The organism is Leclercia sp. 1548 (genome assembly GCF_050435045.1).
Taxonomy (GTDB): Bacteria; Pseudomonadota; Gammaproteobacteria; order Enterobacterales; family Enterobacteriaceae; genus Enterobacter; species Enterobacter adecarboxylatus.
Genome location: NZ_JBNDJP010000002.1, coordinates 172,029 through 194,766, shown reverse-complemented (window position 1 = coordinate 194,766; position 22,738 = coordinate 172,029). Strand labels below are relative to the sequence as shown.

At 58.4% G+C, this 22,738-nt stretch carries 16 protein-coding genes; 8 read left to right on the top strand and 8 right to left on the bottom strand.

The window, feature by feature from the left end:
* Window positions 1-53: 53 nt before the first annotated feature.
* The 3 genes from ABIE02_RS06220 to ABIE02_RS06210 form a co-directional block, all read right to left on the bottom strand.
* Window positions 54-1,403, bottom strand: a complete 1,350-nt coding sequence (locus ABIE02_RS06220) for a TolC family outer membrane protein (protein WP_032612906.1) — start codon at window positions 1,401-1,403, stop codon at window positions 54-56.
* Window positions 1,404-1,582: 179 nt separating this feature from the next.
* On the bottom strand, window positions 1,583-2,926 hold the full coding sequence (locus tag ABIE02_RS06215) for a hypothetical protein (RefSeq protein WP_336994456.1): 1,344 nt from the start codon (window positions 2,924-2,926) through the stop codon (window positions 1,583-1,585).
* Window positions 2,923-5,961, bottom strand: a complete 3,039-nt coding sequence (locus ABIE02_RS06210) for a hypothetical protein (RefSeq protein WP_429211242.1) — start codon at window positions 5,959-5,961, stop codon at window positions 2,923-2,925. The genes ABIE02_RS06215 and ABIE02_RS06210 overlap by 4 nt, the downstream gene beginning before the upstream one ends.
* Window positions 5,962-6,070: 109 nt before the next feature.
* On the opposite strand from ABIE02_RS06210, the gene ABIE02_RS06205 reads away from it, so the two are divergent.
* Window positions 6,071-6,241, top strand: a complete 171-nt coding sequence (locus ABIE02_RS06205) for a hypothetical protein (RefSeq protein WP_155167102.1) — start codon at window positions 6,071-6,073, stop codon at window positions 6,239-6,241.
* A gap of 478 nt (window positions 6,242-6,719) precedes the next feature.
* Here the strand turns inward: ABIE02_RS06205 and ABIE02_RS06200 are convergent, their stop codons facing one another.
* The 4 genes from ABIE02_RS06200 to ABIE02_RS06185 are packed head-to-tail and all read right to left on the bottom strand — an operon-like array spanning window position 6,720 to window position 11,410.
* The gene (locus ABIE02_RS06200) at window positions 6,720-7,061 is read right to left on the bottom strand and encodes a hypothetical protein (RefSeq protein ID WP_032612914.1); all 342 of its coding nucleotides are present in this window, start codon (window positions 7,059-7,061) and stop codon (window positions 6,720-6,722) included.
* Between the two features lie 26 nt (window positions 7,062-7,087).
* Window positions 7,088-9,034 (bottom strand): cyclic di-GMP receptor LapD, encoded by a 1,947-nt coding sequence (lapD, locus tag ABIE02_RS06195; RefSeq protein ID WP_059307453.1) that lies wholly within the window; start codon window positions 9,032-9,034, stop codon window positions 7,088-7,090.
* A 9-nt stretch (window positions 9,035-9,043) separates the two neighbouring features.
* Window positions 9,044-9,739 (bottom strand): cysteine protease LapG, encoded by a 696-nt coding sequence (lapG, locus tag ABIE02_RS06190; protein WP_032612919.1) that lies wholly within the window; start codon window positions 9,737-9,739, stop codon window positions 9,044-9,046.
* Between the two features lie 9 nt (window positions 9,740-9,748).
* Window positions 9,749-11,410 (bottom strand): Mur ligase, encoded by a 1,662-nt coding sequence (locus ABIE02_RS06185; RefSeq protein WP_200142086.1) that lies wholly within the window; start codon window positions 11,408-11,410, stop codon window positions 9,749-9,751.
* Window positions 11,411-11,495: 85 nt separating this feature from the next.
* On the opposite strand from ABIE02_RS06185, the gene ABIE02_RS06180 reads away from it, so the two are divergent.
* From ABIE02_RS06180 to ypdK, 6 genes are all read left to right on the top strand, one after another.
* Window positions 11,496-12,419 carry an alpha/beta hydrolase family protein gene (locus tag ABIE02_RS06180; protein ID WP_223263899.1) on the top strand — a complete coding sequence of 308 codons (924 nt, stop codon included), beginning with the start codon at window positions 11,496-11,498 and terminating at the stop codon, window positions 12,417-12,419.
* Window positions 12,420-12,429: 10 nt separating this feature from the next.
* The gene (locus ABIE02_RS06175; protein ID WP_336994454.1) at window positions 12,430-15,804 is read left to right on the top strand and encodes a CapA family protein; all 3,375 of its coding nucleotides are present in this window, start codon (window positions 12,430-12,432) and stop codon (window positions 15,802-15,804) included.
* Window positions 15,805-15,962: 158 nt separating this feature from the next.
* On the top strand, window positions 15,963-16,316 hold the full coding sequence (locus tag ABIE02_RS06170) for a hypothetical protein (RefSeq protein ID WP_032612923.1): 354 nt from the start codon (window positions 15,963-15,965) through the stop codon (window positions 16,314-16,316).
* A complete protein-coding gene (locus ABIE02_RS06165) occupies window positions 16,313-17,758 on the top strand; it encodes a hypothetical protein (protein ID WP_336994453.1) in 1,446 nt (481 codons plus the stop codon). Before ABIE02_RS06170 ends, ABIE02_RS06165 begins: the two co-directional genes overlap by 4 nt.
* Window positions 17,759-17,994: 236 nt before the next feature.
* Window positions 17,995-18,915, top strand: coding sequence for a kdo(2)-lipid IV(A) palmitoleoyltransferase (lpxP, locus tag ABIE02_RS06160; protein WP_098946260.1), 921 nt, complete (start codon window positions 17,995-17,997; stop codon window positions 18,913-18,915).
* A gap of 351 nt (window positions 18,916-19,266) precedes the next feature.
* Window positions 19,267-19,347, top strand: a complete 81-nt coding sequence (gene ypdK, locus ABIE02_RS06155; RefSeq protein WP_098946261.1) for a membrane protein YpdK — start codon at window positions 19,267-19,269, stop codon at window positions 19,345-19,347.
* A 56-nt stretch (window positions 19,348-19,403) separates the two neighbouring features.
* On the opposite strand, the gene alaC is transcribed toward ypdK, so the two are convergent.
* Window positions 19,404-20,645, bottom strand: coding sequence for an alanine transaminase (gene alaC / locus ABIE02_RS06150; RefSeq protein ID WP_032612932.1), 1,242 nt, complete (start codon window positions 20,643-20,645; stop codon window positions 19,404-19,406).
* Between the two features lie 383 nt (window positions 20,646-21,028).
* Here alaC and ABIE02_RS06145 point away from each other — a divergent pair, with 383 nt between their 5' ends.
* Window positions 21,029-22,735: a sensor histidine kinase gene (locus ABIE02_RS06145; RefSeq protein WP_336994452.1), complete on the top strand. Its 1,707-nt coding sequence runs from the start codon at window positions 21,029-21,031 to the stop codon at window positions 22,733-22,735.
* Window positions 22,736-22,738 lie beyond the last annotated feature (3 nt).

The window sequence follows — 22,738 nt, the reverse complement described above, 5'->3', positions numbered from 1 at the left end:
GAGAGGGTTGTCCCGGTGTCAGCCGGAATAACCCCCGTCAGCCTTCAAAGGCCCTATTTTAACTCAGGTAGCTCTGCCTGGGTACGTTGCGCTTGATCGAGCGGCTGCGCTGCCGACGGTGCCTGAATGTTCAGGTTTTTGAGCAGCTCACCGGTACGGGCGCTGATGCGGTAGGTGGTAAACATATCGACAAACTGCAGTTCAACGTAGCGGCGCTGAGCGCTGAACACTTCGTTTTCGCTGTCCAGCATATCGAGCAGGGTACGGTCGCCCAGGCTGAACTGCTCCTGATAGGCGCTACGCACCTGCACGCTGCGATCGGCATACTCCTTCGCGATAGGCACCTGCTGCCCGGCATTTCTCAGGGCGTTCCAGGCCAGACGCAGGTCTTCGTTCAGCTGGCGCTGGGCGTTATTTTTCACATCCTGCGCCTCTTTCATTTTGTAGGCGTAAGAGGTGAGCGTTGCCTGGTCGCTGCCGCCGTTATAGAGGTTGTAGCGCATACGCAGCATCGCCTGCCACTCCTGGCTGTGCCCGCGGGTGCCATCAATGTTGTTATCCATGGTACGACCGACTTCAACATTCACATCCGGGTAAAAGCGCGATTTTGCCGCCTCGTACTGCTGACGGGTCGCTTCCACATCGGCATCGGCCTGTTTCAGCAGCGGGTTGTTTTCCAGCATCACAGCACGCGCGGCGTCCAGCGAGGCGGGAACGGCAATTTTAGTGGGCATCACCAGGGTATCAGGCTCTTTGCCGGTGATGCTCTGGTAGTTGGCGCGGGAGTCTTCGAGGTTGGTTTGCTCGGTCAGCAGGTTGTTGCGCGCCTGTGCCAGACGGGCTTGTGCCTGCTCAAAGTCTGCCTGACGGCCCACGCCTTGCTCGGTACGCAGGCGGATCTGGTCGAACACCCGTTCGTGATTCTTCAGGTTATCTTCTGCCAGTGCCACCATCTTCTGGCGCATCAGCACGTCGAGATAGCTCTGGATCGCCTGCAGCGCGGTAGATTCGCTGGTATTCAGCACCGTCCAGGCACGCGAGTTGACCGTCGCTTTCTGGCGGCCCACTTCGCTGGTCGTGGCAAAACCGTTGAAGACGTTCTGGCGCAGGTTGATGGCAGATTCGCTGCGGTGCAAATCACGCAGATGATCGCCTGCCGCGCGGGTGCTGGCGTTATCGGTTTGCTCCCAACCGGTACCGGCGGTGAGATCCAGCGTTGGCAGATAGCCACCTTTGGCAGCGCGAAGATCCTGATCTGCAGAATAGCGGCTGTTCACCGACGCGTTAACTTCCGGGTGCCAGAGCAAGCTGTCTTTTACGGCCTGCTCAAGCGTAGTGGCCTGGCCCTGCGTTGCGCTCAACACCAGCGCCGCACCCATCACAATCTGACTGTACTTTTTCATTTTGTTGCTTTTCCTTCATATCCCTTGATTATTGGTCAATACCCACCAGAGAAAATCCCATTAGACCGAGGGAAAAATGCATCCTGCGCGTTAATGTTCGGACGGAATCCTTCGTCTGAGGTCAATTCAAATCATCTTTGTTGCCGCGCAGAGTCAACTGCACTCTGCGCGGCGGCCGATCAGGCATGCTCTTCCGGTTTTGCGATCAGATTATCCAGCATCGCGTCATTACCGGCGTCGTAGCCGTCCGTTCCGGCGATCTCGCCGCCTTCAGCAGGCACATGCTCAATCTCCGCCTGGCCGTCGGCCGCACCACTCTGCGGACCCGCCTGAATCAGGGTGCTGAGATCGTTATGCCCTTCGTCATGGATGAGATCGCTAAAGTTCAACTGCTCGTCCTGCCCCGGGCTGGCGCTCTGCAGCGTGGTAAAGGCTTCACTCTGATCATCGCCCGGCAACGCATGATCGGCCGATGCCGTCGGCGTCTCGTTATGCTCTGCAGTGGTACTAAGCAGCAGATTGTCATCGTCAATTAACGAAGCGGCGTGATTGTCAGCCTCCAGACTGCTGGTATGGATCTGCTTATCGCTCTCCTCGACGTCATGATCGGCATGGCTCTCCTCAATGCTGTGGCTGGCCATCAGCGAGTGATCGTCGTCCATAGCATCATCAGCATGCTCTTCCCCACCGTGGCTTTCGCTCACGAAGGTGCCCCCCTCTTTGCCATCAACGGTAAAGTCGGTTTCATGCTGATCGTCTGCGGTAGAACCTACTTCCAGCGTGATCTCACCGAAATCGCTCTTACCGTCCGGGAGTTCAACGCTGACCTGGCCGATAAAGTGCGAGGTGTCATTATCAAAGGTCAGGTGATAGACCTTATTCTCCGCGTCGTAACTGACACTGGTGTAGTTACCCGCAAAGGTCGCATTCTCAGGAATGCCCCCCAGAGAGAGGCTGGTCAGGTGGTCACTGTTATCTGAGCTTTCGAGATTTATGTCGAGGTTCAGTGTGGCCGTGGTAGTGACCGTGGTATCGCCGCCGTGGCTGGAGGATGGGCCGTCACCAAAAATAACGCCCTCGATGCCGTTGGCATTCTGGAACGGCGATTTCCCGGTCTCGTTATCGACCACATGCAGGTTATCTATGTCGTTGTTTTTGTTGTTCTGCGGATGATCGACACCGGTGACGGTATAGTCAGCCTCATTACCCTGAACAAAGATATAGTCCTTACCTTGATCGCTATGCGGTAAGCCCTGGTTGCCGGTGATGCCGTTGATCGGCCGGAATTCATAGCGATCCTGCGGCCAGTCGCCCTGCTGGTAGTAGCCCCCCGTATGGTCACCTACTACAAAGATATCGGTATGGGTCTTGCCGTCGTTATTGGCGTTGGCGTTACCCTGGCTGTTGTAGTAGTGGATCTGATCCGGGCTGTCGGCCTTCGGCACGAAGTCGCCCTGAATCTTACCGTCCGGGCTATCCGGGGTCAGCCAGACGTGCACGTTACTGCCGATCGCTACAATCACGCCATTCTGGATATCGTAACCGTTCGGATCGCCGCTGCCGCCGTTAATGTGGATGATCTTGTCATCTGACGTCTCGGTCGTCTTATCACCAGGGGTGACGGTGACGGTGAGTTTGACGTCGGCGTCGGCATCGGCATCTGCATCAGAATCGGAGTCGGCGTCCGCATCGGCATCCGCGTCGGAATCGGCATCAGAATCGGCATCCGCATCCGCATCAGCATCAGCATCGGCATCGGCATCGGCATCGGCATCAGCGTCTGCATCCGCATCCGCGTCGGAATCGGAATCGGAATCGGCATCAGAATCCGAGTCTGCATCGGCATCTGAATCAGCATCAGCGTCGGAGTCCGCATCAGCGTCCGCATCCGCGTCGGCGTCAGAATCGGCATCCGCATCAGCGTCTGCATCAGAGTCCGCATCGGCATCGGCGTCGGCGTCAGAGTCGGCGTCTGCATCCGCATCCGCATCGGCATCGGCGTCGGCATCCGCGTCAGCGTCAGCGTCTGCATCGGCGTCAGAGTCGGCGTCTGCATCTGCATCTGCATCTGCGTCAGCGTCAGCGTCGGCATCCGAATCGGCATCGGCATCGGCATCGGCATCGGCATCGGCATCTGCATCAGAATCGGCATCTGCATCGGCGTCAGAATCGGCGTCTGCGTCGGCATCCGCGTCGGCGTCTGCATCAGAATCGGAATCGGCATCAGCGTCAGCGTCGGCATCAGCGTCAGAATCGGAATCGGCGTCCGCATCGGCATCAGCATCGGAGTCCGCATCCGCATCCGCATCCGCATCCGCATCTGCATCGGCGTCAGAGTCAGAGTCGGCATCGGCATCAGAATCGGCGTCCGCATCCGCATCCGCATCGGCATCGGCATCTGAATCAGCATCTGCGTCCGCATCAGCGTCGGCGTCAGAATCGGCATCAGCGTCTGCATCAGAGTCCGCATCGGCATCGGCATCGGCATCGGCATCGGCATCGGAATCGGCATCAGCATCCGCGTCGGAATCGGAATCGGCATCAGCATCCGCATCCGCATCGGCGTCTGCATCGGCGTCTGCATCAGCATCGGCATCGGCATCCGCGTCAGCATCCGCGTCGGTATCCGCATCCGCATCGGCATCCGCGTCGGCATCAGCATCTGCGTCGGCGTCAGCGTCTGTATCCGCATCGGCATCGGCATCAGCATCAGAATCGGCGTCAGCGTCTGCATCTGAATCAGCATCAGCGTCGGCGTCAGAATCGGCATCTGCATCAGCATCGGCATCAGCATCAGCATCAGCATCAGCATCAGCATCAGCATCGGCATCGGCATCGGCATCAGCATCCGCGTCGGAATCGGAATCGGCATCCGCATCGGCGTCAGAATCGGAGTCCGCATCGGCATCAGCGTCGGCGTCCGCATCCGCATCAGAATCGGAGTCCGCATCGGCGTCTGCATCAGAATCCGCATCCGCGTCAGCGTCGGAATCTGCATCAGAATCTGCATCTGCGTCTGCATCAGCATCCGCGTCGGCGTCAGAATCGGCATCGGCATCCGCATCCGCATCTGCATCCGCATCTGCATCAGAATCGGAGTCCGCATCGGCGTCCGCATCGGCATCGGCATCGGCATCAGCGTCTGCATCCGAGTCCGCATCCGCGTCAGCGTCGGAATCCGCATCAGCGTCAGAATCGGCATCGGCATCGGCATCGGCATCGGCATCAGCGTCTGCATCCGCATCCGCATCCGCATCGGCATCCGCGTCAGCGTCAGAATCGGAGTCGGCATCGGCATCGGCATCCGCGTCAGCGTCAGCATCTGCATCGGCGTCAGAGTCAGAGTCAGAGTCAGAGTCGGCGTCTGCATCCGCATCTGCATCAGAATCGGAGTCCGCATCGGCGTCTGCATCTGCATCTGCGTCAGCGTCGGCATCCGAATCCGCATCCGCATCCGCATCGGCATCGGCATCGGCATCAGCGTCTGCATCCGAATCCGCATCCGCATCGGCATCGGCATCGGCATCGGCATCGGCATCAGCGTCTGCATCCGAGTCCGCATCCGCGTCAGCGTCGGAATCCGCATCAGCGTCAGAATCGGCATCGGCATCAGCGTCTGCATCCGCATCCGCATCCGCGTCGGAATCGGAATCGGAATCGGAATCGGAATCGGAATCGGAATCGGCATCAGCGTCGGCATCAGAATCCGAGTCTGCATCCGCGTCAGCGTCAGCGTCAGAATCTGCATCGGCGTCCGCATCAGCGTCAGAATCGGCATCGGCATCGGCATCTGAATCAGCATCTGCGTCCGCATCAGCGTCGGCGTCAGAATCGGCATCCGCATCAGCGTCTGCATCAGAGTCCGCATCGGCATCGGCGTCGGCGTCAGAGTCGGCGTCTGCATCCGCATCTGCGTCGGCGTCCGCGTCCGCGTCAGAATCGGAGTCGGCATCGGCATCGGCATCGGCATCGGCATCCGCGTCAGCGTCTGCGTCTGCGTCAGCGTCAGCGTCTGCGTCTGCGTCTGCGTCGGCGTCAGAGTCAGAGTCAGAGTCAGAGTCAGAGTCAGAGTCAGAGTCAGAGTCAGAGTCAGAGTCAGAGTCAGAGTCAGAGTCAGAGTCAGAGTCAGAGTCGGCATCTGCATCTGCATCTGCATCTGCGTCGGCGTCAGCGTCGGCGTCGGCGTCAGCGTCGGCATCCGAATCCGCATCCGCATCCGCATCCGCATCTGCATCGGCGTCAGAATCGGCATCTGCATCAGCATCTGCATCGGCGTCTGCATCCGCGTCAGAGTCAGAGTCAGAGTCAGAATCGGAGTCGGCATCTGCATCAGAATCCGCATCTGCATCAGCATCTGCATCAGAATCGGCATCAGCGTCAGCGTCGGCATCCGCATCCGCGTCAGAGTCAGAGTCAGAGTCAGAGTCAGAGTCAGAGTCAGAGTCAGAGTCAGAATCGGAGTCGGCATCTGCATCAGCATCCGCATCAGCATCCGCATCTGCATCTGCATCTGCATCTGCGTCAGCATCCGCATCCGCGTCAGAATCGTCAGTATCAAGCAGCGTTATTTCTTCCGGGCGCTCATCGTCGGGGAAATCAAGGCCGATTGTCGGGTAACCGGCATTAGGGTCAACAACCTCAGCGGTTAAATCGAGCACGACGTGGGTATGCGATCCGCCGCCGCTGCCGCCTGGCTCACCGCCAGAGTTGCCAGGCTGAGGGCCTGCGGCTGGCGCCTCCAGGGTTTGCGTCGGGTCCTGCCCGTCGGCAATGGCCTGCTGAATAGCCGCGATGTCCTGCTGCTGGGCCGCCGTGGCGTCTGTAGCCACGTGCCCTGAGCTGTCCCAGTGGCTGTCCCGTCCCAGATCAACCTGTTTGCCGTCCGCCAGCGATAAGGAAATCGCGCCGGTCGGCCCGGTCTGAACTTGTTCTCCGTCGAGGATCCTGTCGCCTTCCGTCAGCAAACGCTTGCTGCCGTCAGGACTGACTGCGAATACCTGCCCTATTACTGCTTTGACGATCCCGGATACGCCGCTCATATATTGTTTCCCTCAATCCTGTTCACGCCCAATTCATCCATTGCTCAGGCTTAGAATGCTAAAAGAGAATTAAATCTGTATTAGTAATTTGCTGTGCAACACCGACAAGGATACACCCCTTAGCAACAATTTTATTGATGTAGGCCCGTGTCAGGTCTCTATATTAATTGATGGCATGTATCATTTGGAATCTAAATAACATGCACTACCAATAAAAAGAGTAAAACCATTAACTTCAGATTAATGTTGATTAATCCCGCCGTATAACGAAAGCGACTCAAATAAGCCCTTCATCATCATCTGCGATTAATCCTTCCAGCCCACTCAGCGAGCGGCGCGCCTGCGCACGACTGGTGAGTTTCGCCTGCGCGGCTGGCGGCAGGTCGGTAATGGTTATGACACCTTTGCTCATCAGCACCTCGATAAGGTCCTCCAGCACACGCACCATCTCAAGGTCGCTCTGCCGCAGTTGATACAGCGTGGCTTCGCGGATCTCTCGCTGGCGCATCCACTCGTCAATCTCGGGTGTGCACAGGTCATGCTGTTCCGTCATTGTGGAAAAAGGTGTCAGCTCCACCCGAATAATTCGTTTTTCCGTATCGCGTTCTACGTAATACATTTCCAGCCTCCATTCAGACTGTGAGGTTAATTTCCACCCAGCGTACTGGCGTCAGCGAAATAGCGCCCCATCGCGCCATGCAGACCAATTTTTTCCAGAATGGCCAGTTCACCCGCTGTTTCCACACGTTCGGCAATAAGCGGCAGATTAATCTGGCGGGTCGCCCAGTAAATAGCCTCAATAAACAGTTTTTTATCGTCCTCGCTGTCTATATCGCGAATATAACTGCCATCAACTTTAATCCAGGCCAGTCCCCACTGCGGTAAATTGCCGATAAGGTGGAAACGACCACCAAAATGCTGGATCCCCAGACGACAACCCAACGCCTTCAGACGACTGACCAGCACGTTTACGCGCTCAACGTCGGGAAGCTCATTTTCATCCAGCTCCAGGGTCAGCCAGGCAGCGAGCTGCGGTACGCCTTTCAGCGGTTGCAGCAGGGCGTTCAGGCTCTGGTCGTCCGCCACGCTGGCACCGCTGATACTCAGCGCCAGCGGGCGCGGCGATTTTGCCAGCTCTTGCAGGGTCTGCTGAAGCATCACGATATCCATGCGACGGCTGAGATCGAGACGGTGGATCCACGGCATAAAGCGCCCCGCTGGCACCAGTTCCCCGTCCTCGGTTCTGATGCGGGCCAGGATCTTATGATGCTGTACCCCCTGCGCGTTATTACAGGCATACACCGGCTGGGAAAAAAGCTCGAATGCGCCGTGGGTCAGCACTGCGTCGAGCCGGGTGTACCAGCTGTGATGATCCTCTTCGCGCTCCGTCGCCGAGGTGGTATCAGGGCTGGCAAAGAAGCGCATCTCCGTTTCCGCTCTCGCCAGCGCCTGGTCTGCCTGCGCCAGCACCGCCTGCGGCGTATCGCCAATATTAAAAGGAACCAGCGCGAAGTGGGCTACCGGCGAAACGTCGCTCATGCCCATCTCAGACAGCGCCTTGAGCTGCGTGCTGAGGGTGTTGCTCAGGTTATCGAGATCCTGCCCGAGGATCTGCGGGGCGATAATGGCGAACTCCCCGCCGCGCACGCGGGCAACAAAGCCTTCGTTGTGAAAATAGTTGCGCTGCAGGCCGGTGAGAATATTCGCCACCGCCACCAGCAGCTGATCGGATTTCGCTCCGCCCAACCGCTGGTTGAGGCCCATCAGATCCTGGACCCGCAGCAGCAGGATGTGCCCGGCGGCGTTCTCTTCATCGCTCAGGCGTGACTGTAGCTGAATATCAAACGCGCGGCGGTTGCTCAGGCCGGTCAGGCTGTCGTGATAGGCCTCCTGGCGCAAGGACTCCGTGCGCCGGGCCTGCTCGCTGAACAGCGCCTTAAGCTGGGTCACCATCATGTTGGTCGCCTCTACCACCCGGCGTAACTCCGGGGTCTTCGGTAGGGCCGATACGTTGAGAAACTCGCGGCGGCAGATCGCCATCGCCTGGCCGACAATATAGTTAAGCGGGCGCAGCGTACGGCGTAACAGCAGGGTGGCGGCAAGCACAAACAGCAGGCTACAGCCGATCAGCCACAGAAAGCTGGCGACGATACTGTTCCACAGGCGGGCCAGGGCAAACATCGGATGGCTGACCACTTCAACCCGTGCGACCTGCGTCCAGCCGCGCATCACAATGGCGTCGCCTTCGCCGGGGCTGAGGTGCACCAGCCGCACGAACCACTGCGGTACGTGACTACTCTGGGGCACATCGCTGCGCTCGATGATCGGTTTATTGGTCTTAATATCGACCACACGGATGCGATAGAAATAGCCGCTGTCGAAGATGGAGTTCACCATCAGTTCGGTCATGGTCGGGTCGTCGATATGCGTGGTCAGCGACACCCCCAACGCCGTCGCGGCATCCTGCGCGTGGGCGCTAAGCTGGTTGCGGTACTGCTCCCGCGAGCTTTCCAGGGTCACCACAAAGTTGCCGCAGAAAATGACAAACGTAAATAAACAGATGCCGATCAGTAGCTGTTTATAAAGAGACATGGCCCTATCCTATTCATTAATTACAAATCCTTCTGCACGCATTCGGGTGAGAAGATCCTGCCAGCGGGAGAGCCGTTTGCTGTCGCCCACGCGTTTGTTGCCGCCGGACTGCGGTAGCCATAACCCTTCGCCGTTGAAGGCGTATACGGGAAGCAGATCGGTACGCTGCGTTGCCGGCAAAATGGCGGTTTTAAGATTGTCCAGAACCAGGGGGATCGCCGTGGGGGTGGGATACCATGTCACCACCATGTGCGCCTGGTTCAGTTCGAGTGCTTTTACATAGGTAATACGTAACTGGTTCGCGGGAACGCCCATTTCGCGCAGAGTGAAATATTTCGCCAGTGCAAAATCCTCGCAGTCCCCTGCCCCTTTACGCAGAAATTCAATCGGCGTTGCCCAGTAGTCCTGCTGTTTCCAGACGACGATATCATCCCGGAAGGCCATCCTGGCGTTAAAAAACTGGTTAACCTGCTTCAACTTGTCCTGGATCGTGCCCTGCGACGGTTGGTTAAGCAAGGCCGCCCACTCATCTATTCGCTGTCGGGCAGCCGGGGTCGCCGGGCCATACAGCCGTTCGGTGCGGGTGCTGATGGCACTGAAATCCCACCCGGCACCCAGTCCGGGCGAAATAGCCAGCAATATCACCAGCCAGAGCGACAGCCAACGTCGACAACTCACTGAGAGGCGGGAACGAGGAGGTCGCATGGAGACGGCTCACTGCTCGCCTGTCAGGGCGCGCCAGTGTTGGCGGTACGCGACATAGCCAGAAAGGTAGTGTTCAACATCGTCGATCCGCACGCGGTAGCTATGGTGACGTATAAAAAAGCTGCCGACGATCCGCGCCGGGTTTTTAAAGAACATCGCCAGCTCAGGCCAGAAAAAGCCATTAGCCAGATAGCGGGCGCGGGTCTCCAGCGCCTGGTTGAATACTGCCATGTCGAAGCCCGCCAGCAGATGCTTATGCGGTGAGCTGTCAAGCCGCGCGATCATCCGCGATGCCGCCATCATCAGCTCCAGCAGCGTGGGATAGGTCGTCACCCGGTTCTGCACAAAGTCGAGGTGGTCGCGCACGTTATCCAGCCCAAACTGGTAATAGCGCTCTAGTGGCCGGTACAGCGTCAACTCGTTCACGCAGTAGCTGAGCCAGTGATCGTGGGCCTGCCAGTGCTTCTGTTCGATAAAGTGATCCATCGCCCGTTCGACCATTTCCAGCCAGCGCGGTGCCTTCGTCAGCCCGTAGAGGCGCATCAGCGCGAAAGCCGCTTCGCCGTCATAATAGATAATGCGATGTGCCGCCTTTAGCGACAGATCCCCGGCGTTAAGCACATGCACAAACCCGCCCGTTTGGGGATCCTGCATAAAGCCGATCCCGTTCGCCAGCCGCGCCATCTGCGCCAGGTAGCCATTATCCCCGGTCAGCTCGCTGTATTTCGCCATCGCCAGGATGCACACCGCGTTGCCGCCGAGCTTAATCTCATCCCCGGTATCCACCAGGAAATCGGCTTCGCTGCCATCCGGCAGCGTACAGGTGCGAATAAAATGGGCACAGAGATCGGCCAGCGCCCGCTCGATTGCCGCAAGATGTTCCGGCTGCTGCGTGACTTCCCAGCCTTCGAGCAGGGCATAGGTTGAGCTGGCGTGGCGCAGCGCGTTATAGGTCGGAATGGCGCGATCAAAGCAAGGGAACCAGCCGTACTGGTAGCGCCCGGAAGGGGTGATCTGGCGCGCCAGATAGTCGGTGGCCGAGGCGATCATCGGCTCCAACGCCGTTGCCTGCCAGTCGGGAAGCTGACGATAGCCGCTGTTACGTCCTGTCGATTCGAGGGGCAGCAACTGCTCGCCGTCGCAAAACAGCGCCCGGGTGGTAAAGCGCCACAGTGTCTGGTCAGGCTGTTCGGGCCAGCTCAGCACCGCGCCGAAACGACGACGAGAGAAATGGGCCAGATTATTGGCGTTTGCCGTGGCGACGCCATGGTCCCCGTGGTAGAGCAGCGCATTGGCGGCGATTTCCTGCTCCAGCATGGCGTAGCAAAACGCCGGATCAAGGCTCAGGCCATAGCGAAAATAGTTACGTTTGGTTTTGGCTAATCGGGCTTCCAGGGTGTCCCAGCGTAGCGCCTCTACCTTATCGACAAGGTCAACCCGCAGCCAGCAGACGTCAGTGCCGCTCTGTTGTTGCCACTGCTGTAACGCCTGCACGCCCTGCTGCCAGGCCTGCTCAAAGGTGTCGCCGCGACCCAGCACAATGTGGGCACGTTGCTGACCGTTGGAGGCGCTAAAAAAGATTGCCCAGCTGGGGCAAATCGGCGGTTTAGGCGCAACGTCCAGCAACTCCATCGCCGGGCGGATTTGCGCTAAAAAGTGGCTGAGCGGCATTTTAACTCCTGATAACGCCAAAGGAACCCTGTCAGAAAAATCCTAACCGATGATAACATTATGTGTGATGCGTTGTGTATTCTGTATGTCTATTGTTTCCTCCGGGGGCGGTGTGTTGAGTCGAGGGTGTGCGTTAGGTTTTCTGCTGCTGATAAGCGTATTCGCTCAGGCTGAGACGCCGCTACTGTGGAACCAACCGGCCAGCCGGGAACAGTGCCCGACCAGCAACGACGCCGCCTGGGTGCAGTACCCTAAGGGCGAGGCCTGCATGCGTTATTTCAGCGCTGGCACGCTGCGTGACGCCCCGCTGGCACTGGTGGTACTGAAAGGCGACCGGGTTTCACAGATTAAGCGATCCCCCGACACCATCCCCGGTAATACCGCCGAGGCACAACGCCGTCAGGCCCGGGCCATGCTGCGCCAGACCGGATTGCCGACGATTATCATTGCCCGACCCGGCACCTACGGCTCCAGCGGCAATCACTACCGCCGCCGTCAGGCGGAAGAGTTTCAGGCGATTGCCGCCGCCCTCGACGCCATCAAAGCCCGCTACGGCATTCAGCGTTTTATCCTCAGCGGGCACAGCGGCGGCGCTACCGCCGCTTCAGCACTGCTGACCTTCGGTCGCCGCGATATCGACTGCGCGGTCCTGACCTCCGGTGCCTGGGGCCTGCTGGAGCGGGCGCAGCGTCTGCGCCAGGAGCACAATGAGCCTCTCGCCCCCACGCTGGACGGCACCGGACTCCCTGCCCCCTGGGATCCGCTCGATCATATTAACGGGATCGCCGCCGATCCCCAGCGGCTGATCCTGGTGGTCGGCAACCCGCAGGATCGCAACACGCCATTCGATCTGCAGGCGCGCTTTGCCGCTGCACTGCGCGAGCATGGCCACCGGGTCACCCTGCTCGAACGTCCCGCCGCCTCGCCGGAGTACCACGATCTGCTGGGCAATGCCGCTATCAACGCCATAAAACGTTGCCCGCAGCGCGGGCACATCCCACACAGGTAAGGATACGATCATGAGCCAGACATCACCCCGCCAACGCCGTGTTAACGCACCGGGATGGACGGCCACCGATCTCGATAAACTGCCCGGCGGCGTCTGGCACAATCGCCCGGATGATGACTGGCGAGCTGAAGACGTCGCCATTTATCATGCTAAGTCGCAACCCACCCGTCCCTGCCTGTTCATTGCCATGGATACCGACACCTGGCTGCGAGGTTCCGGCAATACCGGCATTTATGCGGGCTGGGACGATGCCCATCTGTCACTTTCGCGTCACGCCTCGCGCTACTGCGGGGCGATCGTCCAGCGGCGGCTTGAGAATTTGCCCCCCGACTTCCCCCAACTGGTCATCGGCAACAGCTATCAGGCGCTGCAATGGCTGGCCGAAGAGGCGCGGCGACAGCTGGACGGTAAACTGGTGGCGATCACCGGTACGGTAGGGAAAACCACAACCAAAGCGATGCTGAGCAGCATTCTGACTCCCGGCATGTCGGTGGTGTCGAGCCGCGAGAGCAATAATACGCGCACGGGGGCATGCCTCACGCTGGCTCGCGCCGTCAGCAACCCGCAGGCAGTGGTAATGGAAGTGGCGATCTCGGCCCTGTGGATGCGCAACGGCGGGATCGGACCCCAGATCAAGCCGCATATCGTTATCGTGACTGAAATCGGCATGACTCAGGTGGGCAAGAATGTGACCTCCCTTGAGGACGTGGCACGGTTTAAATCCCGCATCAGCCACGGTTTGATTCCGGGCGGCTACGCCATCTTAAACCGCGATATGGCCGGGTATGACATTGTGGCGCAGGGCGTTACCCGCGACGGCGCCCGCATCATCAGCTACGGTTTCCACCCCGCGGCAGACGTACGTATCAGGGCGTTTACCCCGGAGGCACACGGAAGCCACATCACCCTCGCCTTGCGCAACCAGACCCTGAGTTACCGGCCAGCGGTGCCCGGTAAGGGCGGCGCGCTCAACTCGGTGGCGGCGCTGATTGCCGCCGATCTGCTGGGCGTCAGCGTGGCGCAGAGTATTAATCGCCTCGAAACCTGGCGTGGCGACGGACAGCATATGGGCATTACCGCTCTGCCGCTGCCGGACGGCGGAGCCGTCACCCTGATTGATGACAGTTACAACGCTGAATACCTGTCGATGCTCAACGCCTTTGAGGTTACGGCGCAGCGCGCCCGAAGCTGCGGGGGCCGGGTGATCGCTCTGCTGGGGCGGATCGTCAACCTCGGTGACCAGGCTGGGGCGATCCACCGCGCGCTGGCGGAACCCCTGCTGGCGGCAGGCTGCCAGCAGGCATTTTTACACGGCGAGGAGATGACGGCTCTGCACGATGCCCTGCCAGCGCCTGTTCGCGGCGGTCACTTCCTCACTGCCGAGGCCCTGGTCGAGGCCGCAGCGCCGAGGGTACGCGACGGCGATATCGTGCTGGTCAAAGGCAGCAGGCGTAATTCCGACTTTAAGCGGGTCGTCGGCCTGCTCAAAACCCGCCTCGCAGCCCCGCCTGCGCTCAAAAAAGGGCAAACCGCACGTCTGCTGATCAATCTTTCTACCGGTGAACAGCGGATTTCTGAGCTGAGCGACAGCACCTTTGCGTCGGGCTACCTCAGCCAGTTGTTGCTGACGGCCTGCGTTGCGGAGCGTCTGCTGGCGAAAAAAATCACCCTCGAGACTCCCGTCAGCGTTCGCGATATAGCTGCCGCCATCCTGCAGGACAACCCCGCGCTTGGCCTGCCCCGGGGTAGCAGCGTACCTGTGAAATCGCTGGTACAGGGGATGCTGATTCATAACGCCTGCGATGCAGCCATCCACCTTGCTGAGTTGCTGGCGGGCAGCAGCGCAGCGGCCCTGAAACAACTCCGGGGGCTGAGCGCCAGGCTTGGCATGCGCCACACCCATATCAATAACGTCTCTGGTCGTCCCCGCCCCGGACAGCGCACGACGCTGGCGGATGTCGCCAGGCTGATGCGCCATTTCCACCAGCGCTACCCGCACCTGTTACCCTGGCTGGCTGAGCCTGAGGCGGCAATTGGCGAACGGGTATACCGAAAAAGCAGCAACCTGCACAGTGACGGCAGCGCGTGGGGGCACTTCGGTGCGGGGCGCTGGGGCGTTGCGTTGCAGTGGATTGCCGGCGAGCTATGGCTGGCCTGCGCCGCCGGGGCGGATGACGCCTTCCATCTCGACTATCTGCTGGATGGACTTCTTGCCAGCGCCGGGAACAGTCAGCCAGCTCTCGCCCCGGCGCCGGTGGAACGGCATCTCACCCAGCCTGCCGCCACCCTCACCCTGCTGGGAGATACCTATTTTGGCGAGTGGTATACCCGCAGACGCCAGGCACGGGGAATTGACGATGCCCTGCAGCGCCACGGCTACGACCACAGCTTCGCGGCTATCGCCCCGCTACTGCGCGGTAGCGACTTTACCCTCGCCAACTTTGAAGCTGCCCTGACCACCGACCTGAGCGCCAGCCTGGAAGGCCGAAAACCGTTCTGTCTGACCGGGGATCCTGCCGCCTCGGTTGCCGCGTTGCGTAAACAGGGCATCGACGCGGTGGCGCTGGGCAATAATCACGCCATGGATGCCGGACTACCGGGTCTGCACAGCACCCTGGCGGCGTTCAATGAAGGCGGGATCGCCTGCATCGGGGCGGGGCTGGATGCCCGGCAGGCACATGCTCCGCTGGTGCTGACGGTGGGCGGCAGGCAGTACAAGATTTTCAGCGCCTACTGGTATCGACGCTATATGGAACAAGAGTGTGCCTTCTACGCCCGCCCACGCCGCGCGGGCGTCGCCTGTCTGAGCGGCGGGCTGCTCGAGCAGCTGCGGCAGGAGAAAGCCCGCTCCCATCCGGCCACCACTATCGTGCTGGCCCACTGGGGACTGGACTACCGCTGGACCACCGCCGGACAGCGGGCACAGGCGAAACGCCTGAGCGAAGCCGGAGCCGACCTGATCATCGGCTCCGGGCCGCATATGGTGAGTGATGCCGCCCGCCTCGGCGAGAGCCTGGTGGTCTACAGCATCGGCAATGCCGTATTTAACAGTAACGGCGAGTATCAGGCGCGTGGCATGCCCGCGTACGGTTTTATTGTTCGTCTGCTGCTCGGCCACCCGACGCCGCAGATCCAGCTTCTGCCGATCTATACCGACAATAAAAAGACCTTCTGGCAGCCGCGACCGGTTAACGAGGCTGAGTTTGCCGATCTGCTCGCGCAGTTGAAGCCGCAGGGGATGGCGATTATGCGGGAGGGCGAGCACGGCGCGGGCTGGCGTGGCGTCAGTGTTAACGGCGAATGTAGGCTGACCATGACGCTGGATAGCCGCTTTGGCCTCATGCCATCGGATGACGGGCACGCAATGAATACTCAAAAATCATGAGGCGTGAAGGGTAAGGAGGAATACATACTGACCATAACGCCGTCTCAACGGAGCGGCGCAAATGTGGAATTTTCAGGCGCTATAACTGCCTGAATGAAAATTCCCGATTACAGTTAAGGAGACATCACTCCGCTGTGATACAGGGTCAGGACAAATTGATGAGCGTGCCACTGCAAAACATCCCCCGCTGCGGGTCCATGCTGTTAGCCCTGATCCTCGCGTTAAGCGGCTGTGCTTCCCATGATAATGCCGCCAGCCGGGGGCGGCCGGTGCAAAAATATTATCGCCCCGCGTACGTTCAGCCCCCGGTGATGCCTGTGCAGCGCGTGCAGGCGTGGTACAACGATGCGCCAGAAGACGAACCGCCCCGCGTAAAAGCGAAAAAACGCCCGCCGATCAAAGCAGCAGAACAACATCAGCCCAGAGCCGTGCCGGTGCTGGATAATTCATTGCCCGAGCAGATCTGGCAACCGGCGATAAGCCGGCAGACGAGTCTGGAGCTGAAATCATGACAGAACGCGCCCTCGGCGAGCTGAGCAGCCGCCCGGATATCCGGCGTCCGGTGCTGCCTCTCTGGCAAAACAGCCTGGTGATTATCCTTACCCTCATCTACCTCATCTGCGAGCTGGCATTCAATTCGCGCCTGCTGGATCTGGTGGGAAGCCTCTCCACGCCTGACGACATCCACAGTATGGAACGCTATGGCCGGGCGTTAACCGCCATCGCCGCGGCTCTGCTGGTGCTACAGCTGGTGCTGGCGGGCAACGCCCGGCTGAAAAAACGCGGCATCGCGTTTCCCCCGCTATATGTGGCAAGCATGGTGTTTTCGCTCTGCCTGCTGACCGGCGTGGTAACCTGGCAGACGGTGGAACGGGTGATCGAGCACCAGGTCGCGCAAAGCACCGGTGAGTTTCGCCAGAAATCGCTGCTGGCACAGCTCTATCAGCAGTCCTTAATTGACGGGTACCAGACGCTGGAGGGGATCCCGCAGGATGAGGACGGCGGGCAGCGGCAGACCTGGACCAGCCCCTCGGGAAAAGCCTTTCTGGCGATGCTGCCGCTGTTGATGAGTTCGTTCAGCCGCTATCACGATCTGCTTGAAAGCGAGGCAGCGCAAAACCTGCGTGACAGCATCAGCGTCCAGGAGGGTGGGACCCTCAACTATTACAAAGCCTGGCTGGCGGCACGTGCAGACATTTATAAGGATTATCTGGACTACCATACCGTTGCACAGAAAAACGTGCGTTATCACGGCGTGATGATCCCGGCTCAACTCGACTGGGAGACATTTTTCATGCTGGAGGTGGTGCAGGACCGGCTGCGTGAGAGGCTGGCGCTTCCCGTCCAGAGCAGGGTTCGTCCTGAATATCCCAAAGAGGATGCGCTGAAGCAGTTTGCTCTTGAACTGCATGCCCCCCATCTTGATTACGCCGTGCAACAGCAACTCCCCCACCTGCAGGCCGCGCTGGCAAGCTACGGGGCGGGCGGCGCGAATGAAAAACAGGGAGAAGATGCGGCGCGCGCGGTCATTGTCCCGCCTATTGCGCTGATGTTCTCGCTGCTCGGCGCGCTTACCCATCTGGCAAAACTGCTTTATTTGCTGCTGCTCCCCCTGAGCGCGGCCCTGTTGTATCTCACGTCGTGGCGTCCGGTTCGCCTCATCAACCGCCATCCGCTAAGCGTTCCGGTGCTGCTGATTTGCCTGCTGCTGGGGATATTCAGCGTGATGAATAACAGCATTACGGCTTCTCCCGCGTATCACGCTTTACGCCATGGGTTGCAGGGTGCAGAGGTGGCGATTACCGGGCAACCCTCGGCACTAAGCGGGGGCACCCTGTTGCGGGTTATTCATGCGGTCAGTATCGGACAAAGTTACAGCTATCCGTTAAACCATGCCCTACGCGAAAACGTGTTGATGGGCTTTGATTTTGGCTATGAAACAGATGATAAATAAGCTCTTTTTCGAACCAAAAGCTGGCCTGTTTTTTGCCGATTTTTTAAGCGCGAAGTAGTGTTAGCAGTTGAGATATATCAGTGCTACATTACGCCGCCCAACGTCAACACGCATTATCAGACCAGTCGACCTGTACGGTAACAGCCCGGAACGATTAGTATTAATACGGGTCATATAAGCAGTATGGCGTATCGCCCTTCTGGCGCTACCAACACATTCTTCATAAAGGTTGTTTTATCTTGTCTCAATGCAAATTCACCCTCTCCCTTTTGCACCCGCGTTACTGGTTTACGTGGTTTGGTCTGGGTGTTCTGTGGCTTCTCGTGCAACTTCCTTACCCGGTGCTGCTCTGGTTAGGTGCCACCCTCGGTAGTATCTCGCGTCGTTTTTTAAAACGCCGGGAGTCCATCGGTCGCAGAAACCTCGAACTCTGTTTTCCGGCTTTATCGCCCGAAGAGCGCGAGCATCTGATGACTGGAAATTTTAAATCCATTGGTATGGCGTTACTGGAAACGGGGATGGCCTGGTTCTGGCCGGATCACCGGGTACGCAAGTGGTTCGACGTGGAAGGCCTGGAAAATTTGCAGCGTGCCCAGGCCAAAAACCGCGGGGTGATGGTGATCGGCGTACACTTTATGTCGCTGGAACTGGGTGGTCGTGTGATGGGTTTATGCCAGCCGATGATGGCCACCTATCGGCCGCATAACAGCGCCCTGATGGAGTGGGTGCAGACCCGCGGTCGCATGCGTTCCAATAAAGCCATGATTAGCCGTAATAATTTACGCGGGCTGGTCAGCGCCCTGAAAAAAGGGGAAGCAGTGTGGTTTGCCCCAGACCAGGATTATGGCCGCAATGGCAGCAGCTTCGCCCCGTTCTTTGCGGTAAAAAAGGTCGCCACCACTAACGGCACCTTCGTGATTTCACGCCTCTCCAAAGCCGCGATGCTGACCGTGACCATGGTAAGAAAAACCGATAACAGCGGTTATCGCCTGTTTATCATGCCGGAACTGGAAAACTATCCGCAGGAAGAGATTGCTGCCGCAGGCTACATCAACCGGGTGATCGAGAAAGAGATCATGCGTGCGCCAGAGCAGTATTTATGGGTGCATCGCCGCTTCAAAACCCGTCCTGAAGGTGAACCGTCCCTCTACCGTTAGCCCTCTGCTGAAGGTTAGTTTCACCTTGAAACTAACCTTTTCAATCACCTGTGATCACCCTGCTTTATCGTTAGCACGCTATGTTGCTCAGGCGCAGTTTATTACCCTGCGAAATTAAACTGTCGCCGTTCCACGACACCCGTAAGTCGCGGAAATTATTTAAGAAAATGCCTCTTGTCACCCCAAAAATTTAAGCGTACATTAGCGCCGTCTGGCAGCGTGAAAGCACAGAATTCTGAGCTGGTGTCGACGCCTAACGGGGATAATTCTCATTTCCGCTTTGGCCTGACGTCAGTTCTCTATACTCAGTTGGACTCTGAATTTAATGCGTATCACGATATACGCGGAGCGATGAACGTGAAATATTTCTTTATGGGTTTTTCAGTGATTGTGTTCGCCTGGGTCGGTACCTTTGCCCTGATGATGAACTGAGCGAAGAAAACGCAGTTAAAAAAACAGGAGCCACTGGCTCCTGTTTTTTTTGCTGCTTACTGCCCGGCCTGCTCTGGCGCCGTTTTTGTCCCCTGAGGCAACAGCCCGTCAGCACGGAACATACTCTTGATGCCCCTCACCGCCTGACGAATACGGTCGCTGTTCTCAATCAGCGCGAAACGCACATGCGTATCGCCGTACTCGCCAAAGCCCACCCCTGGTGAGACACAGACTTTTGCGTCCTGCAGCAGTTTCTTGGCGAACTCCAGCGACCCCATCGCGGCGTAGGCATCCGGGATTTTTGCCCAGACGTACATGGAGGCTTTCGGCATCTCGACCATCCAGCCTGCTTCATGCAGCCCTTTAACCAGCACATCGCGGCGACGCTTGTACTGCGCTGCGATATCTTTCACGCACTGCTGGTCCCCTTCGAGGGCAGCAATGGCCGCTACCTGCAACGGGGTAAAGGTGCCGTAGTCATGGTAGCTTTTGATGCGCGCCAGCGCATTCACCAGCGTCTTGTTGCCGACCATAAAGCCGATGCGCCAGCCCGCCATGTTGTAGCTTTTCGACAGGGTGAAGAACTCCACCGCCACGTCGCGCGCGCCGGGAACCTGCATAATCGATGGGGCTTTCCAGCCGTCATACACGATATCGGCATAGGCCAGGTCATGTACCACCAGCACGTCGTAACGCTTCGCCAGGGCCACCACCTTTTCAAAGAAATCGAGTTCGACACACTGTGCGGTTGGGTTGGAGGGGAAACCGAGGATCATCATTTTCGGCTTGGGATAGCTTTCGCGGATAGCGCGCTCCAGCTCGTTGAAAAAATCAACGCCCTCCACCAGCGGCACGGAGCGAACCTGCGCCCCGGCGATGACCGCGCCGTAAATATGGATTGGATAGCTGGGATTCGGCACCAGCACCGTGTCGCCATGATCCAGGGTCGCCAGCATCAGATGCGCCAGCCCCTCTTTCGAGCCGATGGTGACGATGGCTTCGCTCTCGGGATCGATCTCCACCTGATAGCGATCCTGATACCAGCGCGAGATGGCGCGGCGTAAACGTGGGATGCCTTTGGAAGTGGAGTAACCATGCGTATCCGGGCGCTGGGCGACAGTGCAAAGTTTTTCCACGATATGCGGCGGCGTAGCGCCGTCCGGGTTGCCCATACTGAAATCAATAATGTCTTCGCCGCGCCGACGCGCAGCCATTTTCAGTTCAGCGGTAATATTAAAAACATACGGGGGGAGACGATCAATACGCGAAAAACGGCGTTCAGGACTGGAATCAGCCATACCTACCTCAGATAACGTTAGCGCCCGGACCGTCCGAGCGACGTCGCCACGATGTGTGGCGTGCTTTGAAAATAACCTGAAAAAATTCACCTTGTCGAGAGGGATAAATAAAAAATCGCAGCGCAAAAACCGGAACTCTGCTGCGGATAAAACGGGAAGTAAAAATGACCAGATGTCTTTTCAAGGCTTTTTTGTTAACACTTTAATATCATTAGATTTACGACTTCCGGGTGGTTTTTCTCACAGGCGCAACGTTCAGAGTAAGCGAATACCTTCCCCTTTGAAGAGTATGGTTTCTCCCCATTTGATAAAACCGACGGATGACTGGTCATTGGGCGTGAGGTTTTCTATCATGGTTTTTTCCCGTTTTCCCAGGTCACACTGTGCACGAAATATTCAATATGCTGCTGGCGGTCTTCGATCGGGCGGCATTAATGCTGATTTGCCTGTTCTTCCTCATCCGCATCCGCCTGTTTCGCGAGCTGCTGCATAAATCGGCCCACTCGCCGCGCGAGCTGTTGGCGGTTACCGCCATTTTCTCCATGTTTGCCCTGTTCAGCACCTGGTCCGGGGTGCCGGTGGAAGGTTCTCTGGTCAACGTGCGCATCATTGCCGTGATGTCCGGCGGGATCCTGTTTGGCCCCTGGGTCGGGATCATTACCGGCGTCATCGCCGGGCTTCATCGTTACCTGATTGATATTGGCGGCGTGACGGCAGTCCCCTGCCTGATCACCAGCATCATCGCGGGGATCTTATCGGGCTGGATCAACCGTAAAATCCCCAAAAAACAGCACTGGCGGGCAGGTATTATCGCCGGGATGATCTGCGAAACCCTGACCATGATCCTGGTGGTGGCCTGGGCCCCCACTGTCGACCTGGGGCTGGATATCGTGTCGAAAATCGGCATTCCGATGATCCTCGGCAGCGTCTGCGTGGGCTTTATTGTGCTGCTGGTGCAGAGCGTGGAAGGCGAAAAAGAGGCCAGCGCCGCCCGCCAGGCCAAACTGGCGCTGGATATTGCCAATAAAACCCTGCCGCTGTTTCGTGATATTAACGCCGAATCCCTGCGTAAAGTTTGCGACATCATCCGCACCGACATTCACGCCGATGCCGTCGCCATTACCAATATTAACCAGGTGCTGGCCTACGTGGGCGTGGGCGAACATAACTACCGGGATAATGACGACACCGTTAGCCCCACCACCCGCCAGGCCATCAGCGACGGTAAAATCATTATCAAGAATAACGACGAAGCCCACCGCACCCCGGAGATCCACTCCATGCTGGTGATCCCGCTGTGGGAAAAAGGGGTCGTCACCGGTACGCTAAAAATTTACTACTGCCATGCGCACCAGATTACATCCTCCTTACAGGAGATGGCGGTCGGGCTGTCGCAGATTATCTCCACCCAGCTGGAGGTGTCCCGTGCCGAGCAACTGCGGGAGATGGCCAACAAGGCCGAGCTGCGCGCCCTGCAAAGTAAAATTAATCCCCATTTCCTGTTCAATGCCCTGAATGCCATCTCCTCGTCGATCCGAATGAACCCGGACACCGCCCGCCAGCTGATCTTTAACCTGTCGCGCTATTTGCGCTACAACATCGAGCTGAAGGATGACGAGCAGATCGACATCAAAAAAGAGCTGTACCAGATTAAGGATTACATCGCCATCGAGCAGGCGCGGTTTGGCGACAAGCTCACCGTCATCTACGACATTGATGAAGAGGTAAACTGCGTGATCCCGAGCCTGCTGATCCAGCCGCTGGTGGAAAATGCCATTGTCCACGGCATTCAGCCGCGCAAAGGCAAGGGCGTGGTGACGATAAGCGTGGCGGAGTGCGGCAACCGGGTGCGGGTGGCGGTACGCGATACCGGCCACGGTATTGATCCAAAAGTGATTGAGCGGGTGGAGTCGAACGAGATGCCTGGCAATAAAATTGGCCTGCTGAATGTTCACCACCGCGTTAAGCTGCTCTATGGTGAAGGGCTGCATATTCGCCGCCTTGAGCCGGGCACCGAAATCGCCTTTTATGTGCCCAATGAACGGTCCGCCGTTCATGCGCAGACGTTGTTATCGCCCTGGAGAGAGTAACCC